This window comes from Shinella sp. WSC3-e (assembly GCF_945994535.1).
Taxonomy (GTDB): domain Bacteria; phylum Pseudomonadota; class Alphaproteobacteria; order Rhizobiales; family Rhizobiaceae; genus Shinella; species Shinella yambaruensis.
In genome coordinates this window covers 164962-181520 of the sequence record NZ_OZ000536.1, presented here as the reverse complement: position 1 = coordinate 181520, position 16559 = coordinate 164962, and the positions used below count along the sequence as shown (strand labels likewise).

The following is a 16559-nucleotide window of genomic DNA, read 5'->3' as shown; positions in this document are numbered from 1 at the left end:
GTAGATGCGGTCTACCGATCTGTACGGCGATCCAGGGCATCGCGCATGGCATCACCGAGCAAGTTGAAAGCCATGACCGTTAAAAAGATTGCCAAGCCGGGGAAAAAGCTCATCCACCAGGAGTGCCAATTCTGCATGCCTATCGATACCATTCCGCCCCAACTCGGTGTGGGCGGTTGAACGCCAAGACCGAGGAAGCTGAGTGAAGCTTCGGTCATCAGTGCCAAGGAAGCTGCGATAGACATGTAAACAAGCACAGGACCGGTGGCATTGGGCAATACGTGTCGCAGGATAATTTTCGTTGTGGAAAGACCAAGTACCTCGACCGCGCGCACGTAGTCCATATCCCGGATAGTGAGTACTTCACCGCGCACAAGACGCGCAAAGTGAGGTACCTTTGCGATCCCAATGGCAATGATCGCGTTTGTCAGACTTGGTCCCAGTATGGCTATGATTGCAAGAGCCATCACAATGAGAGGAAAGGCAAGCAGGGCATCCATCGAACGCATGATGATCTTTTCAGTCACTCCTCCGATCCATCCTGCGAACAGCCCTATGATGGAACCGATGGACGCCGAGATGAAAGTGGCGACAATGACTACAACGAGAGAGGTTTGTGCGCCGACCATAACCCTGCTCAGTATGTCGCGCCCAATCTCATCAGTTCCAAACGGGTGGTCCCAACTCGGTGGCGTCATAATTGTCATATAGTCGACGGCTGTCGGGGAATAGGGAGTTATCCACTGCGCAAGCGCGGCGATCACAATGAGGATCCCGACAAGCCCGCCGCCGACCTTGCCCGGCCAGGAAGATAATACCTTGCCAAGGATGCCCGGGGCGGTGGTGGCTTGCTCCTGCACTTGATTTGTATCAGCTAATGCTGCCATCATTTGATCCTCGGATTGACAAGCCGGTAGCAAATATCGGTTACAAAATTCGTCGCAACGACGGCGACGACGATGACAACGAGCACTCCCTGAACGACAGGGAAATCGCGCTGAAAAATGCCTTCTACAATCGTCCGCCCGAGGCCAGGCAGGCCGAAAACAGACTCGGTTACAATGGCACCCCCAACCAATGTTCCCATTTGCAGGCCGACCACAGTGATGATTGGAATAAGAGCGTTTCTCAGTGCATGATGGAGAATGATCCGCAAGGGCGACGTGCCTTTCGACTTTGCCGTGCGGATATAGTCAGCTGTAAGAACCTCCAGCATTGACGCACGTGTTTGTCGCATCAATGTCGCTGCGAAAGCCACGGCGATCGTGAGCGATGGAAGGGCCATAAGGCGGAGATTTTCGAGCGGATTTTCGAGAAACGGCACATAGCCCGATGGAGGCACCCATTGCAGATTGAGCGAAAACATCATGATCAAGAGCAATCCGAGCCAGAAGAAGGGTATAGCCATGCCGCTCAAGGCAAGAATGTTAGTAATCCCGTCGATCAGGCCATTACGATAGACAGCCGCCAATATTCCAGCAGGTATGCCGAACAGCATGGCCAAGGTCGTTCCCAGTACCGCTAGTTCTACGGTTACCGGTATACGGCGCATAAGGATATTGGTTACAGGCTCTCCGCTTCGCAAAGAAGTGCCCAAATCTCCCGCCAGAGCGCTGCCTAGCCACTTGACGTAGCGGATAGGCACGGGGTCGTTTAGTCCCATGGTTTCACGGACAGCTGCCAGTTGTTCGGGGGTCGCATCCAGCCCCAGACGAGAGACAGCCGCGTCGCCGGGCAGCAGACTGGTCAAGAGAAAGGCGACAACACTCACGATCAATACGACCGGCAATGTCTGAATCAAAAGGTCCGCAATTTTACGCATCGGTATGACCCTCCGCCTTCATTCGGGATGCATAGATTTCTTGGCGCAGGCAGGCGGAGGCATGGCCATGTCCTGCATTCACTTCCGTCAACACAGGCTGCTTTTCGAGACACTGGGTTGTGACATGTGGACAGCGCGGTGCGAAAACGCAGCCCTGGGTCGGCTGTGTCTTCTCTGAGGACTGCACTTCATACAGCTCCTCTTCTTCATCTAGGGGATGATCTAGCGACGGAATGGCCGAAAGCAACGCCTCCGTGTAGGGATGGCGTGGCTGCGTGAAAATGTCTTGGGTCTTGCCAATTTCGACCAGTCGACCCAGATACAGTACAGCTACTCTGTCGGCTACATAACGCACGACCCCTAGATCATGCGAAATGAATAGCATCGTCAGCCCGAGCTTTTCCCGCAAACCTTGCAGCAAGGTGATGATTTGCGCCTGAATGGAAACGTCGAGTGCTGAAACGGCCTCGTCGGCCACCACGATTTCGGGTTCCATGGCAAGCGCTCTCGCGATGCCGATACGCTGTTTCTGTCCCCCCGACATTTGATGGGGGTAACGGTCCACGAATTCCGGACGCAAACCGATAAGATTCATCATCTCGAAAAGTCGCGCCTCTATAGCGGCTCGATTGTCATGGCGATGACGAAGAAATAGCGCTTCGCGCAGCGCATCGCCCACCGTCATCCGGGGGTTGAGAGATGAGCTTGGGTCCTGGAAAATCATCTGTACTGCGTTGCGCGTGGGACGCAGCTGTCGTCGCGACAATTGCGCAATATCGCGCTTCTCAAGACATATCTGGCCATGGTCAGGTCGAACGAGTCGGACGATGCATTGTCCGATGGTCGACTTTCCCGATCCGGATTCTCCAACCAGACCCAAGGTTTCGCCTTTCAGAAGGTCGAAACTCACATCGGTGACGGCACGAACAGGTTCGCCCCCGCGATTTCGGGCCGGAAACACTTTGGTCAATGAGCGGACTTCGAGAAGCGGATCAGACATGACGCACCTCCGCTGTGGCGGCGATCTGTTGCCAGCGCACGCAACGTACCTGTTGAATTTCCGACACCGACTCGAGTTTGGGCTCGATGCCATCGCAAACCCCCTCGACATGCTGACTGCATCGCGGATGAAACCTGCAGCCTGGGGGAGGGCTTGCGGGACTGGGCACGATACCCGGAATGGGTGTCAGTGGCGCCGGTGTTCCGTCTGCCGAAACTCGGGGTGCGGATCCCAACAGTCCCTGCGTATAGGGATGCTGCGGAGCTTGCAGAACGGTCTGCACCGGACCCGTCTCTACAACTCGTCCCGAATACATCACTACGACGTCGTCAGCAATTTGGCCTACTACGCCTAGGTCGTGGGTAATGAAGATCATCGCCATTCCAAGCGATCGCTGCAAGCGCCTAAGCAGGCGCAGGATTTGCGCCTGTATGGTCACGTCCAGCGCAGTCGTGGGTTCATCGGCGATCAGCAGGTTTGGCCGCCGCATCAACGCCGATGCGATCATGATACGCTGCCGCATGCCTCCTGACAGCTCATGCGGGTATGTTCGCAGCCGGCGCTCAGCGTCGGGGATGCCAACAAAGCGCAGCATCTCAAGGGCCTGCCGCCTAGCCTCCAACTGCGATATCTTCTGATGATTGTGCAAGACTTCGACCAACTGATCCTCTATGTGGAGGACGGGGTTCAGGGCGGTCATTGGCTCTTGGAATATCATGGAAATTTCCTCCCCCCTGAGGGATCGAAGTTCCTTTTCTTGGAGCTGCAGAAGATCAACGATCCTACCGTCCTTTGTTCGATAGGCTGCGTGGCCGCGAGTGGTGGCTAGCTTTCCCAAGAGGCCGAGCAGTGCCAGACTCGTTACGGATTTCCCCGATCCCGATTCTCCGACGACGGCAAGCGTTCGACCAGCATTGACCGCAAACGACACGCCTTCCACGATCGAGAAGCCCTTACCTCCAGAACTGAATCCTACTTCGAGCGCATCGACCGTCAGGATCGGACCCTGATTCCCCCCAGGCGCAACCGTCCGAGAGGCATCTGCATTTGGCTTGACATTCGAATTCATGGCGCGAGATACGCGCCGCTGAGAAGCCAAAGGCCATTGGGCTCAAACGTTATCCCATACAGCTTGGGATTACTGATGTAATTGACGCTGCGCATCATTAGGAAACTGTAGCAGGCCTGATCGATCAAAATCGTCTGAATTTTGTTGTAAATTGCTTTGCGTTCAGCGCGGTCGACGGCCTGCGCAGCTTCTATCGAAAGCTGCTTGAGATCCTCGTTATCGATATTGGCCCAGTTGAGCGCTCCGCGGCCGAGTACCGAATTGACGACTTGATCCGGATCCACGAATGGGATTGACCAACGGCCGATGCCGATCTGGTAGTTTTTGTCGAGCACTGCCTGTACCCATGCCTGACGTTCAAGTACCTGGATATCGAGCGTTATGCCAACTTGAGCCAACATCGCTTGAACCATCTGCGATATTTGAACATCAGGGTCACGCTGAATCACATTCATCGTCGCTTTGATGTTCGGTCCGAGACCGGATTTTTCAATCTCGGCGCGCGCATAATCAAGATCGAAGACGTGCGGAGCGGGCGTTGCGTTATAGGCCCATTCCGTCTCGGCAAACATGACGGGGGGGGTATTTCCCATGCCCAAAGCGACAGCTTGTAGCAGACCTTTCCTATCGATAGCCGCCGTCACGGCGCGACGAACATGGATGTTATTGAAAGGTTCGGCTTGATTGTTGAAGGCAAGCCAAGACTGGATGCCGCCTGGAGGTGAGAGCAGCTTGACGCGGGAATCGCTTTGCAGCTGAAGCGCATCGCGAGATGTAATGGCGTCCGCAAGATCAAGATTGCCGCCCTGAAGTTCGATAACCTTGGTGGCGTTGTTGGAGATAAAACGCATGCGGATCCCGTCGAGATAGGGCAATGCTTTCCCGTCGTCGCCGATCTTCCAGTATCGGTCGAAACGCTGTGCCTCCACATATTCTCCCTGCACCCAGCGCACGAATTTGAAAGGGCCAGTGCCGACAGGATTGCGCTGTACGTCGTCACCCTGCTCTCGGATGGCCTTTGGCGACATCATCATCGCCGGCTCGGTGCCTAGCGCCGCCAGGATTGCTCCAGAGGGACGCTTCAGGTTGAGGCGGATCGTAAATTCATCAAGCACGTCGACACTCTCGACGTCGGCGAAATCGCTGACATGGGGAGCAACGACTTTCCCGCTGATTGCATAGTCGATGTTGAATTTGGCCGCTTCGGCATTGAACGGCTCGCCGTCGTGAAAGACCACGTCGTTCCGCAATGTCAGCGTGATCGCCGTGTTGTCATCACCATAGGCCCAGTCGGTCGCTAAAGCAGGTTTTACGGTGCCGTCTTCCGCAATGGCGAGAAGTGCGTCAAAAAGCTGGTTAAAAAGAAATTTGTCCGTCGTCGACGCGTTGCCGAACAAGGGGTGGAGGCTGACGGGTTCCGCATCCATCGACGCCACGATCGAGCCGCCGCGTGCGATCGCCGGCACATTCTGGGCGCGCACCAGCCCGGGCATTGCTGCTGTCAGCGCGCACAAACTTGCGCCGGCTACCAAAAAGTCTCTTCTCGAAATTGGCATGCAAATCCTCCCAAATCTTTTGCCAACACTTCTTGCGAGTATGGCCAGCCACTTGGAAATTGCCAACGAGAAAGGAAAATTGAGCTATTTAGAAACTTTATGGAAATGCGAGATCGTGTGTTCCGAGACGTTGAATCATGAAATTATAGAATTCGATAACCGGCCGCGCTGTCGGACCAGATGCCCGTTCTACTGCAAATACGCATTCGGGAAGGCTAGCGGCGGCGTCCTTCCCGAGAACGCAAAGTGTGTCCCCGGCGAGATTCAGCCGGGACGATACGCAGATGGTGACCGCAAGGCCCGCCGCAACGGCGGATATCGTAGCGTCGAGGCTGTGACTCTCATATACCATTCGCCAATTCCGTCCGAGCTGTCCGAGGCTCTCGATCATAATCTCACGCAACAGACTCTCCTTGGGCATGAGCGCAACGGGAACCGGGTCTTTTCTCCATATGTGCTGATCTGGTGCTTCGACCCAATGCAAGGTTTCGCGGGAGAGGATCTGACCGCGGCAGTCCGTCTCCCTATAGAAATTGAAGATCAGGTCGAAACGGTTTCCGAGGCCCTCGGCCAGCGTTGATTGTCCTCCCGTAGTCAGGATCAATTGGACGTCCGGGTACATCGCACTGAATTCAACAAGGAGCGGCGGCAATACATTTGATGCGTAGAAATTGTTGGAGCCGATGCGGATTTGTCCGCGCATGGCGCCCTCGTCGACGGAGGCCAATGCTTCCCGATTGAGCGCCACCAGCCGACGCGCATATTCGACAAACGCTAACCCATTCTGACTGAGCACAACGTGATTTCTCGGAAATTCAAAGAGCTGCGTGTTCAGAGATTCTTCAAGACGCCGGATTTGCAGGCTTACCGCTGACTGCGTGCGATGAAGGAATTTGGCCGCTGACGTGTAACTTCCGCAATCGACGACGGCGAGGAAAGCAGTAAGCAGTGCATTGTCCAGCATTGGCTGGCGTAGCCCTGCGGCGATCAAGGCTTGATTGTCAATTTGGTCCTTTCGCATGTCTCCTCCACTTCGGTTTATCGCCCAGAAGCTGGGCCCAACCTCCAATAAGAATATACTCTATCGCTCTCCGCGGAACACTTACCAGCACCCCGACCGTCATAGCCGCTGTCCAATGAAGGCGACCGAGGGAGTGACGCGAATCGCTGCCGGTCCATAAAGATTCACAATATCGACTATGCTGAAAACTCATAGGATTTTCAGCCGTTTACCAGATATATGAGCTGTCGTGTCAAAGCAATGGAGCGGCGGACACCGCCACCGAGATAGCATTAAGATGCGCTCGGACGCATCCGTTTGACATGGATTGGCCTATGAGGAGGGAGCTGTGGTCGCCATGGATATTCAAGAAGTAAATCACGTTTCCGACGATATCATTTCGAGATTGCTCGGACTCCAACCGGATTTCGTTTTTGAGCGTCTGAACCCTCGCACCAGGGATCCGGTTCAAACCTTTGTTGGGTTTGGCGGCAGGAAGGATGAACTGTGGAAGGAGGATCAAAAGACTGTCTTTTCGCAGTTGCGCAAGCGCCTCGCAAGCAACAACGCCAACTCGGATATGGGGCCTCCCGGGGCATCCGGGGGTGTCTTGGCAATTCTCGGCTATGAGTTGCTATCTGGGGTTTCCCCAAATCATGGCGAGCGCGAAACGCCTGCGGCAATTCTGCTCGAGCCGGACCTGCTTGTGACCTTGGACCATGCAGCTGATCGTGCTTTTTTGGCGCGCGGCATAAATGCCGCGAGCGAACTATATGACGACGTTTTGGCCGCTTTTGCCAACCCAGTTGCCCCCTTCGAAGCGGCGGACGAAGCAGTCGTCGGAAGCACCTCATGGAGCGCACAGATTTCAGAAGTTGCTTTTTGCGAGATCGCACGGCAAGCGATCGCGCAAATGGGAAAAGGCAAGCCCGTAGAAGGCGCTGTCCTTTCGGTACGCCTGCGCTCACCTGACCGATGCGACGCCCTAAAGGCTTATAAACGCCTTCGTAGAATCAATCCCTCGACCTACATGTTCATCGCCAGAACCACTTCAGTCGAAGCTTGGGGCGCCACTTCCTTGGGACTGGTGCAGATGTCGAATGGCCATTTCTTGGCCGAGACCGACGGCGCGACCCATCCATACGAGGCCGGGGATTTTGTGTGGACGCCTTCCCCCAAGGAAATTGATGAATATGACGTGGTGGTTTCTGCTCTCAAGGATGCCTTGACGCCACTGGCGGACAATAGTGGCGCAAGATTTGTCTCGCAGATGGAAGAGCGGCGGTTTTTCAATCTGGCGCATCTGTTTGCGTCCATGGAAGGTCGATTGGCTGAAGGCCGCGACGGGCTGGACTTGGTCGCAGCCCTGTCCCCTCATGGCGCCGCGGTTGGATACAAGCGTCAGCCAGCTCTCGAATTGATCGCCAAATCGGAACCGACCGCGAGGGACTTCTTCGCTGGAACGATCGGTTTCTTTGGTTATGACGGGTCGGTCGACAGTGCCGCCGTGACGCGCTCGATGTGGCAAACGGACAAGGGAATGACGGTGCATGCTGGCGCAAAAGTCGTGCCCGCCTCTCTACCAGAGGAAGAGTATCGAGAATGTGTCCTAAAGACGCTTGCGCTGCGCAAGTGCGTCGGGGGGAGGTATGAGTAGGAAAATGTCTGCCTTTCCGGTGCTTCCGCCGCTTGGGATAGGGTGCGGAACGATTGCCTTGTCGTCTTCTCAGGAGAGTTTTCGGGACCTCGTGCATTACGCGGTCGAGCGGGAGTCATGCTATCTCGATACCGCTCCACTTTATGCGAAAGGTCAAAGCGAGCCGCGCTTGGGCGAAATTCTGCGTGACATACCGCGCTCGCGATATGTCGTTTCGACTAAGACGGGCCGTTATCCGGCGCCCGAGAGCGTTGGCAATGCGACGCCGATACCCTCTTTCTTCGACTATAGCCACACCGGCACGCTCGCATCTCTTCGCCGCAGCCTCGGCTATCTGGGCTGTGGTCATATCGATATCGTTTTCATCCACGACCTTGACAGAAAACATCATGGGGATGGTTATCCCGCTTTGCGTGATCAGGCTCTCAAAGGCGCCTTGCCGGCACTTCGCGAGGCACAGGAAGCTGGAATGATCGGTCATGTGGGCATTGCTTCAATGGAGTGGGAAGCTTGCCTGGATCTGGTGGAGCATGCGGATTTCGAAGCAGTCATGATTGCCGGTGCCGTCACGCTACTTGACCGGTACAGTGCACCGCTCATTGACCACTGCGTCAGAGCCGAGATCGACGTGATCGCCGCATCGCCGTTCAATTCGGGCATCCTGGCCACCGGCGCCATTGACGGGGCGGTCTATAATTTTCATACGGCACCACCGGAGATCCTCAATCGGGTCAGATCCATGGACGCGGCCTGCCGCCGCTTCGGTGTGCCGCTGGTCGCGGCTGCCCTGCAATATCCGGGCCGTCAGCCCGTCATCCGGTCTCTTGTGGCCGGCCACGCCTCGCGCGAACAATATGTGCAAAACCGGCACCTGATGTCCATTGCGATTCCGGACGCACTTTGGGATGAACTCGATGCACTCTGAAACCTCTTTTGTCATCCCGAAAATGGAATATACGCGTATTGGCGTAACATCGGACGTTACGCTTGCGGTTAGCGTGGGGCCGGCACCGGGCAAATATGGCATTGTGTACATCCACGGCATTCTGCAAGCGGCGCTGAGCTGGAAGTATCAACTTGGCTCGCCCAAGCTGGCGCAATGGACATCCGTGGCTTTCGACCTGCGTGGACACGGCTTCTCCTCGAAGCCGCAGGAGCCCCGGAACTATAATTCCGGCGATTCATGGAGCAGCGATCTCAAAGCAGTGCTCGACTGGAGCGGGCTGGAGAGGGTGATACTGGTCGGCTGGTCGTTTGGTGGGCGGATCATGCTCGACTACCTGGAACGCAACGAAAATGATAAACGCATCGCCGGGCTTGTGTTTATCGATGCCAACACCAAGTCCGCGCCGGGTCATGTCAGCCAGGAATGTCTTGACGTGCTGATCCGCGCAAAATCTGCAAACATGGCGGACAACATCGCTGCGCGCGCCAAGTTCGTAGACATGTGTTTCGAGAGGTCACCATCTGAGGCCGATCTGGCTGAAATCCTAGCCTACAACAACATGATGCCGCCTCAGGCGCTGGAAGCGACAATGGGTCGAGCTATGGACCACGATGGGCTTATGCGCAGGCTCAGGCACCCCACGGTAGTCATTCATGGGCAAAACGATCGGCTAAGTCTTGTTGCCAGCGGCCGCCATACTGCATCGACCATCCCGGACGCGCGGTTACGGGTGCTGGAAGGGATCGGTCACACGCCTCAAGTCGAGGCGAGCGACGAGGTCAACGCCATACTCGCAGATTTCGCCGCCGAAATATTTGCATAGATGTTCCGGTTTGAAGCGATGAGCTTTGCCGAAGCGACCAAGCCAGCAAAGGAGAATAGAATGAACCTGTCCGAAGATCTTCTCGATCGTCTTGCCATCCGCGACCTGATTGAAAGTTGGGCAGTGTGGCGCGATGCCGGTGACTGGGCTCGTTTCCGTTCCGTTTGGCATGACGATGGCGTCATGCAGGCTACCTGGTTTCAGGGCGACGCGGATGAATTCATCCGCGTCAGCCGCGAAGGATTTGAAAAGGGTGTCAGCATCCTGCACTTCTTGGGGGGCAGTTCGATCGAACTTGAGGGCGTGCGAGCCATTGCTCAGACCAAAATGACCATTTCGCAGCGCGGGTCGGTGGATGGCGTGATCTGTGATGTGGTTTGCACGGGGCGCTTCTATGACTTCTTCGAAAAGCGGGACGGCAGATGGGGCGTCGTACTGCGCCAGCCGATCTACGAAAAGGACCGCATCGATCCGGTCGACCCTTCGGCTGAGCTAAATCTGGATGCGGATCTGCTGTCGCAATTCCCAGTCGGCTACCGGCATCTGGCATATATCCAAACTCGCATCGGCTATGTGGTCAAGAAAGACATGCCGGGCCTCGTGGGCCCAGAAGTCGACGCGCTCTACCGACGTGGCAAGGCTTGGCTTACTGACGCTATCATTCCCTCACAGACCTCGGCCTAAGTGTGCAATGGCAAATTTCACCCACCGCATGTTGCCCGCGACCATCCGGTTCGGCGCCGGTGCCAGGCATGAACTTGGACCCCTGCTTAAAATGCGGGGGCTTGGCCGCGCATTCTTTCTGACGACCCCGCAACAGGCCGCGCTTGGAACGTCGCTGGCTGATGAAATCGGAGCACTCTGCGTTGGGCTCTTCAGCGACGCACGTATGCATACGCCGGTTGATGTCACCGAAAGGGCACTGGCACTGGCGCTGTCACTAGATGCTGATTGCCTAGTGGCTATCGGCGGCGGCTCGACCACCGGGCTCGGCAAAGCACTCTCGGTGCGCTGTGGCTTGCCGCAGATCGCGATCCCCACCACCTATGCTGGCTCCGAAGTGACACCAATCCTGGGCGAGACCGAAAATATGCGCAAAGTTACGCGGCGGGACGACGCAATCCTGCCAGGTCTCGTTATCTACGATCCGGAACTTACATACTCCCTGCCGGCTGCCATAACGCTTGCCAGTGGTGTTAACGCGCTCGCTCATGCAGCCGAGGCGCTTTACGCGCCCGATTGCACGCCGATCTTGCGGCTAATGGCAGTTGAGGCGGTCGGCGCGATGACGCTTGCGTTGCCCATCATCCATACCGATCCGGCTAATGCGGAGGCACGGGCGCAGGCTCTTTATGCCGCCTGGCTGTGCGGTACCTGTCTCGGCGGCACGACTATGGGCCTGCACCACAAGATCTGTCATGTGCTTGGTGGCACATTTGATCTGCCCCATGCGCAGACTCACTGCATTATGCTGCCCCATGTATTGGCATATAATAGAGAGGCCGCGCCAGTCGCCTATGCCGATCTTGCGACGGCGATGAAAACCGAGCGGCCGGAATTGGCGCTTTACCACATGGTGCGGGCGCAAGGTGGACCGCTGGCGCTTTTGGCGCTCGGCTTGAAAGAAGAAGACCTTAAGGAGGTCTTTGCCCAGTTGCAGTCCTCACCCTATGCCAATCCGGCGCCGCTGAACGGGAAAAAGCTGGTCAGCATGCTCAGCGATGCGTTCGAAGGACGGGAACCGAGCATAATGGCCCGACCCTGAGAGGAAAGCGGGATGACGCGATATTTCGCTGAAGGAAACTCGATCAAAACGGTCAATGAACGCATGGGGTCTGAGGTGGATCCGCGGCTTGCAGCCGTCATGGCTGCACTGGTCAAGCATCTTCATGCATTTGCGAAGGAAGTTAACCTGACGCAGGACGAATGGGAATTGGGGATCGATTTCCTCACTCGGACAGGCAAGATTTGCAGCGCCGAACGGCAGGAATTCATCCTGCTTTCTGATACGTTGGGATTATCGATGCTGGTGGATGCCATCAACAACCGACGGCCCGAAGGCGCAACGGAAAACACCGTTTTTGGCCCATTCCACGTTGAGGGCGCGCCTATACGGCAAATGGGCGATACGATTAGTCTCGACCGTAAGGGAGAGAGCTGTCGCTATACCGGGAGGGTGCTCGACCTGCAGGGCAAGCCTATCGTCGGCGCACAGATCGATGTGTGGTGCGATAATGAAGATGGTTTCTACGATGTGCAGCAGCCCGAGATCCAGCCGAAATGGAACAATCGCGGCATTTTTATAACTGGGGCAGACGGGGTTTACGATTTTGTCGGCATCAAGCCGGTGTCTTATCCTATTCCTGATGACGGCCCGGTGGGCGAGATGCTCGGCGCACTCGGTCGCCATCCCTATCGACCAGCCCATATGCATTTTCTGGTTAAGGCGCCTGGGTGCCAGAAGCTGGTGACGCACACATTTGTCGGCGACGATCCCTATTTGGAAACCGACGCCGTATTCGGCGTGAAGAGATCGTTAGTGGCTTCTTTTGAAGCAAGCCAAAAGGCCGATACAGCTTGGCTGTCCCGCTTTGATTTTGTCCTGGCGGAGGAAGCGCAATAAGCCCGGTGTCTTAGGCACCGGAGTGCTTCAGTTCGCCACGGGCCAAGAAAATTTTTCATGCTGCTATTGAAAACCTCTTGAAGCCGCAACGTACTGAATTGAATGACTATTGTACGATCGCCCAATCGGGGATCGACAAGTCCAGGAGGCGCCCTGTGCTCTTGGCGTCTCCTTGTATCCATGTTGCTTGTAAGGAGGATATGGTTATGAGGACAAACCTCGATTTTTCTCCCCTTTTCCGGTCGAGCATCGGCTTCGACCGAATGTTGAACGCACTTGAAGCTGCAAGCCGTGTCGAATCGATCGACAACTGGCCGCCCTACGACATTATCAAGACCGGTGAGGACGACTACCGCATTGCCATGGCAGTGGCCGGCTTCACGCAGGACGAGCTGACGATTACCCAAGAGCAGAACATGCTCTTCGTCGCCGGGCAGAAGGCGAATGACGACAATCAGCAGTATCTGCATCGCGGGATCGCCGGCCGTTCATTCCAGCGTCGGTTCGAGCTTGCAGATCACGTCAAGGTCGTGGGTGCAGGGCTCGTCAATGGTCTGCTGACCGTCGATCTCAAGCGGAAATCCCTGAAGAGATGAAGCCTCGCCAGATCGCGATTTCGACCGACGTGGCACTGCCGAAGGTCGAGACGAAGCAGATCGAAGCGGACAAGCAGGCCGCCTGATTTTTCAAACGACGTTGTCTGCAATCAGGGCGCCGGGCCATTGCCCGGCGTCACGGGCGGATATTGTCCAATCAACAGATGAGAAGGAGAAAAATCATGAGTGTTCGTGATCTGATCCCCTGGGGCCGCAACAATGGCAACCAGGTTCCGACTGTCCTGCGCGACGACGACCGCGATCCCTTCCTGTCGCTTCATCGCGAAGTGAACCGTAAGCATCCGAGCAGCCACGCGGCATGAGCACGCGCGAGTTAGGCAAATCGGGCTATAGTGATGAGGTTGCTGCGGTTAGGCTTTCCGGCGTGATCGACGCGCCCATTTCGCAGCCAGGTTTTCCACGGCTCTGTTGAGATCAGCGAAGGCTGCATTGTTTGGGTCGAAGTCTTTGGCGCCCGACCATTCGACAAGTTCGGCGTGCCGTTCATGAGCGGGGTCGGCGAGCGCCTCGCGGAACTCCTGGTATCCCCACGGACCGCCAACGTCTTCAGGCGGGCAGCGCCCCGTTGCCTCGATCAGCATTGGATCTGCAAGCGCGACGACAGGGAACGTGCGCTCGATCTTGATGCTGTGCGTCCAGCCGTCGCCGAAGTCATAGTGGTATTTGAAGGATTTCGCACCGGTGTCCTGGATTGCCGACAGGAGCGAGATCTTGCGGGCATCGAGTGGACCATCCCCCCATTCCTGGTCGGGCAAACCAAAGCCAACGTCACGGATCTGGAATTCGTAGAGGTGGGTGTTGGTCCACCCCATCGCAGCCTGCAATACCTCATGCAGCCGGCTGAGCCGGATGCGCCACGGCACGACAATGCGCCGCATCACGGTCGGTTCGACATGATCAAGGGTGACCTTCAGACGGACGAGAGAAGAGGCCATCGTCAAGCTGCCAGCATGAGGGCGGAGTTTTTGCCCTGGCGTATCCGCTTCCACTCCCAGGGAAGCAGTTCCGGCAAACGCGAGGCCGGCAGGTCGGCGATGCGAGCAAGGACATCGGCGAGCCAAGCCTTCGGGTCTACGTCGTTCAGCCGTGCGGTCATGATCAGGGTGAGCATGATGGCAGCGCGATCTGCGCCGCGGTCGGAACCGGCGAAGAGCCAAGCCTTTCTTCCGCAAGCCACGCCGCGCAACGCTCTTTCCGCGCAATTGTTCGTCATGCAGATCCTGCCGTCGTCGGCATAGCGGGCAAAGTCAGCCCAGCGCGACAGCATATAGTCGATCGGTCCGGCCGCCGGCGATGAGCGTGATAGGCTGGCCCGCTCGGTGCGTAACCATTCCTCCATATCGCCAAGTAGCGGCTTGCTCTTCTCCTGCCGGACCGCAAGCCGCTCGGCCGCGCTCAGACCGTTGATGTCGCGCTCGATGGCAAACAGAGCATCGATGCGCTTCACCGCCTCGAGGGCTACCGGCGAGATCGGCTTGGTACCTTTGCCGCGCCGAGCATTGCGAGCGACATCGGCCAGTTCGAAGAACTTCCGCCGCGCATGGGCGAAGCAGAACGCGGGCGTTGCCGGCATCTGCCTCTTCGTCAGATCGAACAGCGGATTGAAGCCGTTGTAGCAATCCGCCTGAAGAATGCCGCTGAAGTCGGCCAGATGCCTTTGCGGGTGCTCGCCGCGCCGATTGCAGGAGGCGTAGAAGACCGCCGCCGGCGGCGCAGGGCCGGCGAATGGCTGATCGTCGCGCACGTAAACCCATATTCGCCCGGTCGTGCATTGGCCCTTGGCCAGGATTGGGATCGTCGTGTCGTCACCGTGAAGCCGCTCGGCCTGGAACACATGTGCCTCGATCAGATCAAATATCGGCTTGAGGGCGAAGGTAGCGTGACCGACCTGATCGGCCAGGGTCTGGGTCGACAGATCGATACCCTCACATTTGAACCGCGTGCTCTGGCGGTTCAGCGGGATGTGCTGCCCGAACTTGTCGAAGACGATCGTCGCCAGCAACTGAGGACCGATAAAGCCGCGCGGAGTGGCATGGAACGGTGCGGGAGCCTGACTGATCGCCTCGCAATCGCGGCAGGTAAACTTCTCGCGCACCGTCTCGATAACCTTGAAGCGGCGTGGGATCTCCTCCAACGTTTCAGTCACATCCTCGCCCAGCTTCGACAGCCGCGAGCCGCCACAGCAGGCGCATGCCGTCGGCGCTTCGACAACGATGCGTTCGCGCTCGACGTCTTCAGGCCACGGCTTGCGCACCGGACGCTTGCGGGCAAAGGCGCGTACGGACTGCGTTTTGGCCGCGGCCTCTTGGGCGCCCAGTTCATCCTCGGCGGCCGACGCCACGAGCTCTTCGAGCTGCAATTCCAACTGATCGATCAGCCGCTGCGTGCGCTCACGGCGCGGGCCGTGCTTCTCGCGCTCAAGTTTGCCAAGCAGCAATTGCAGATGTGCGTTTAGCGCCTCGATGCTCGATAGCCGGGCCTTTGCGTTGGCCGCTTCCGCCTCAGCTTGCAGTCGCGCAGCACGTTCGGCCAGCAGCGCCGCATGAGCACTTGCAAGGTCCGATGGCAGGGTAAGCGGCGGCAATGTCATAGCGACATTGAATCAGATTTCTCAACATTTTCAATGCAAGAATGCAGTCAGACCCGGCTGGGGCGCCAGGTCTCCTGCGGCGCGCGCCAGTCAATTCCTGACAGCAGATAGGAAAGCTGCGCCGTCGAGATCGGCACCGCGCCACCGTCGGCAGAAGGCCAGATGAACTTGCCTCGTTCCAATTTTTTCGTGAACAGGCAGGCCCCCTGGCCATCGTGCCAAACGACCTTGATCAGGTCACCGCGTTTACCCCTGAAGCAGAACAGATGACCGCCCAGCGGGTCGTGCTTCAGCACTTCCTGCACCCGTAACGCTAGCGACGGGAACCCACATCGCATATCCGTATAGCCCGTCGCCAGCCAAACCCGGACGCCTGTCGGGATCGGAATCATCGCAACGTCTCCAGCGCGCGCAGGATGCGCAGCAGCGCATCGACGTCGACCTCTCGATCGACAATGACACGTCGACCGTTCGTGCTCAGCACCTCCATGCGACCGCTACCCACTACCGAAGCCGATGCGGCCGAAACGGGAGCTGGCACGTCCGGTGTGATCACTGCGGGCACGAAGCCTTCGATCCGATTGCGGCAAAGGCTGCCGGACTGCGCCAACTGACGCCAACGGTACAATTGTGAGCGCGAAACCCCGTGCTTCTCTGCCGTCGCGGAGACCTGGCGACCATCGCCAGAAAAGCCTTCCTCGAGAATTTTGAACTTGGCCTCGGCGGTAAAGCGCCGCCGACGCCTTGTGTCGATGATTTCAAGCCGGCTCACCGGTGTCCGAAAACTGTCCTTATGCCTGTCCATAGCGACAAAACGACAGATTCATCTCAACCGCTCAAGGCGGCGCTCCTCGGA

At 57.2% G+C, this 16559-nt stretch carries 16 protein-coding genes and 2 pseudogenes; 8 read left to right on the top strand and 10 right to left on the bottom strand.

Translation table 11 applies throughout. The features are described from left to right. Positions 1-11: 11 nt before the first annotated feature. The 6 genes from AABF56_RS34870 to AABF56_RS34845 form a co-directional block, all read right to left on the bottom strand. Positions 12-890: an ABC transporter permease gene (locus tag AABF56_RS34870; RefSeq protein ID WP_272791956.1), complete on the bottom strand. Its 879-nt coding sequence runs from the start codon at positions 888-890 to the stop codon at positions 12-14. Further along, positions 887-1822 carry an ABC transporter permease gene (locus AABF56_RS34865; RefSeq protein WP_272791955.1) on the bottom strand — a complete coding sequence of 312 codons (936 nt, stop codon included), beginning with the start codon at positions 1820-1822 and terminating at the stop codon, positions 887-889. The genes AABF56_RS34870 and AABF56_RS34865 overlap by 4 nt, the downstream gene beginning before the upstream one ends. Further along, positions 1815-2822 carry an ABC transporter ATP-binding protein gene (locus AABF56_RS34860; protein WP_272809232.1) on the bottom strand — a complete coding sequence of 336 codons (1008 nt, stop codon included), beginning with the start codon at positions 2820-2822 and terminating at the stop codon, positions 1815-1817. Before AABF56_RS34860 ends, AABF56_RS34865 begins: the two co-directional genes overlap by 8 nt. Further along, complete coding sequence (locus AABF56_RS34855; protein WP_272809231.1) at positions 2815-3891, bottom strand: ABC transporter ATP-binding protein; 1077 nt, start codon at positions 3889-3891, stop codon at positions 2815-2817. Before AABF56_RS34855 ends, AABF56_RS34860 begins: the two co-directional genes overlap by 8 nt. Continuing rightward, positions 3888-5447: an ABC transporter substrate-binding protein gene (locus tag AABF56_RS34850; protein ID WP_272809230.1), complete on the bottom strand. Its 1560-nt coding sequence runs from the start codon at positions 5445-5447 to the stop codon at positions 3888-3890. The genes AABF56_RS34855 and AABF56_RS34850 overlap by 4 nt, the downstream gene beginning before the upstream one ends. 97 nt (positions 5448-5544) lie before the next feature. Next, on the bottom strand, positions 5545-6468 hold the full coding sequence (locus AABF56_RS34845) for a LysR substrate-binding domain-containing protein (protein ID WP_272809229.1): 924 nt from the start codon (positions 6466-6468) through the stop codon (positions 5545-5547). Positions 6469-6805: 337 nt separating this feature from the next. On the opposite strand from AABF56_RS34845, the gene AABF56_RS34840 reads away from it, so the two are divergent. The 8 genes and pseudogenes from AABF56_RS34840 to AABF56_RS34805 all read left to right on the top strand — a co-directional run. Next, a complete protein-coding gene (locus AABF56_RS34840) occupies positions 6806-8104 on the top strand; it encodes a chorismate-binding protein (RefSeq protein ID WP_272809240.1) in 1299 nt (432 codons plus the stop codon). 4 nt (positions 8105-8108) lie between these two features. Beyond that, entirely contained in the window at positions 8109-9029 is a 921-nt protein-coding gene (locus AABF56_RS34835) for an aldo/keto reductase (protein WP_272809228.1), read from the top strand. Next, the gene (locus AABF56_RS34830) at positions 9019-9873 is read left to right on the top strand and encodes an alpha/beta fold hydrolase (protein ID WP_272809227.1); all 855 of its coding nucleotides are present in this window, start codon (positions 9019-9021) and stop codon (positions 9871-9873) included. Before AABF56_RS34835 ends, AABF56_RS34830 begins: the two co-directional genes overlap by 11 nt. Positions 9874-9933: 60 nt before the next feature. Next, entirely contained in the window at positions 9934-10557 is a 624-nt protein-coding gene (locus AABF56_RS34825; RefSeq protein WP_272809226.1) for a nuclear transport factor 2 family protein, read from the top strand. A 7-nt stretch (positions 10558-10564) separates the two neighbouring features. Continuing rightward, positions 10565-11638, top strand: a complete 1074-nt coding sequence (locus tag AABF56_RS34820; protein WP_272809225.1) for a maleylacetate reductase — start codon at positions 10565-10567, stop codon at positions 11636-11638. Between the two features lie 12 nt (positions 11639-11650). Beyond that, positions 11651-12496 carry an intradiol ring-cleavage dioxygenase gene (locus tag AABF56_RS34815; protein ID WP_272809224.1) on the top strand — a complete coding sequence of 282 codons (846 nt, stop codon included), beginning with the start codon at positions 11651-11653 and terminating at the stop codon, positions 12494-12496. Between the two features lie 206 nt (positions 12497-12702). Continuing rightward, positions 12703-13178, top strand: a pseudogene (locus tag AABF56_RS34810) (Hsp20 family protein). Between the two features lie 96 nt (positions 13179-13274). Further along, positions 13275-13388 (top strand): annotated as a pseudogene (locus AABF56_RS34805) (Hsp20/alpha crystallin family protein); the annotation flags it as partial. 75 nt (positions 13389-13463) lie between these two features. On the opposite strand, the gene AABF56_RS34800 reads toward AABF56_RS34805, so the two are convergent. The 4 genes from AABF56_RS34800 to tnpA are packed head-to-tail and all read right to left on the bottom strand — an operon-like array spanning position 13464 to position 16508. Continuing rightward, positions 13464-14048, bottom strand: a complete 585-nt coding sequence (locus tag AABF56_RS34800; RefSeq protein WP_050747119.1) for a plasmid pRiA4b ORF-3 family protein — start codon at positions 14046-14048, stop codon at positions 13464-13466. 2 nt (positions 14049-14050) lie between these two features. After that, positions 14051-15703, bottom strand: coding sequence for an IS66 family transposase (gene tnpC / locus AABF56_RS34795; protein ID WP_272791937.1), 1653 nt, complete (start codon positions 15701-15703; stop codon positions 14051-14053). A 47-nt stretch (positions 15704-15750) separates the two neighbouring features. Then, the gene (tnpB, locus tag AABF56_RS34790) at positions 15751-16095 is read right to left on the bottom strand and encodes an IS66 family insertion sequence element accessory protein TnpB (RefSeq protein WP_050747117.1); all 345 of its coding nucleotides are present in this window, start codon (positions 16093-16095) and stop codon (positions 15751-15753) included. Further along, entirely contained in the window at positions 16092-16508 is a 417-nt protein-coding gene (tnpA, locus tag AABF56_RS34785) for an IS66-like element accessory protein TnpA (protein WP_272791938.1), read from the bottom strand. Before tnpA ends, tnpB begins: the two co-directional genes overlap by 4 nt. Positions 16509-16559 lie beyond the last annotated feature (51 nt).

Coding starts and splice junctions, on each gene's coding strand:
- AABF56_RS34840 (WP_272809240.1), top strand. CDS start 6,806: ATGGATATTCAAGAAGTAAATCACGTTTCCGACGATATCATTTCGAGA.
- AABF56_RS34815 (WP_272809224.1), top strand. CDS start 11,651: ATGACGCGATATTTCGCTGAAGGAAACTCGATCAAAACGGTCAATGAA.
- tnpC (WP_272791937.1), bottom strand. CDS start 15,703: ATGACATTGCCGCCGCTTACCCTGCCATCGGACCTTGCAAGTGCTCAT.
- AABF56_RS34850 (WP_272809230.1), bottom strand. CDS start 5,447: ATGCCAATTTCGAGAAGAGACTTTTTGGTAGCCGGCGCAAGTTTGTGC.
- AABF56_RS34800 (WP_050747119.1), bottom strand. CDS start 14,048: ATGGCCTCTTCTCTCGTCCGTCTGAAGGTCACCCTTGATCATGTCGAA.
- AABF56_RS34870 (WP_272791956.1), bottom strand. CDS start 890: ATGATGGCAGCATTAGCTGATACAAATCAAGTGCAGGAGCAAGCCACC.
- tnpA (WP_272791938.1), bottom strand. CDS start 16,508: ATGGACAGGCATAAGGACAGTTTTCGGACACCGGTGAGCCGGCTTGAA.
- tnpB (WP_050747117.1), bottom strand. CDS start 16,095: ATGATTCCGATCCCGACAGGCGTCCGGGTTTGGCTGGCGACGGGCTAT.
- AABF56_RS34820 (WP_272809225.1), top strand. CDS start 10,565: ATGGCAAATTTCACCCACCGCATGTTGCCCGCGACCATCCGGTTCGGC.
- AABF56_RS34845 (WP_272809229.1), bottom strand. CDS start 6,468: ATGCGAAAGGACCAAATTGACAATCAAGCCTTGATCGCCGCAGGGCTA.
- AABF56_RS34835 (WP_272809228.1), top strand. CDS start 8,109: ATGTCTGCCTTTCCGGTGCTTCCGCCGCTTGGGATAGGGTGCGGAACG.
- AABF56_RS34855 (WP_272809231.1), bottom strand. CDS start 3,891: ATGAATTCGAATGTCAAGCCAAATGCAGATGCCTCTCGGACGGTTGCG.
- AABF56_RS34865 (WP_272791955.1), bottom strand. CDS start 1,822: ATGCGTAAAATTGCGGACCTTTTGATTCAGACATTGCCGGTCGTATTG.
- AABF56_RS34860 (WP_272809232.1), bottom strand. CDS start 2,822: ATGTCTGATCCGCTTCTCGAAGTCCGCTCATTGACCAAAGTGTTTCCG.
- AABF56_RS34830 (WP_272809227.1), top strand. CDS start 9,019: ATGCACTCTGAAACCTCTTTTGTCATCCCGAAAATGGAATATACGCGT.
- AABF56_RS34825 (WP_272809226.1), top strand. CDS start 9,934: ATGAACCTGTCCGAAGATCTTCTCGATCGTCTTGCCATCCGCGACCTG.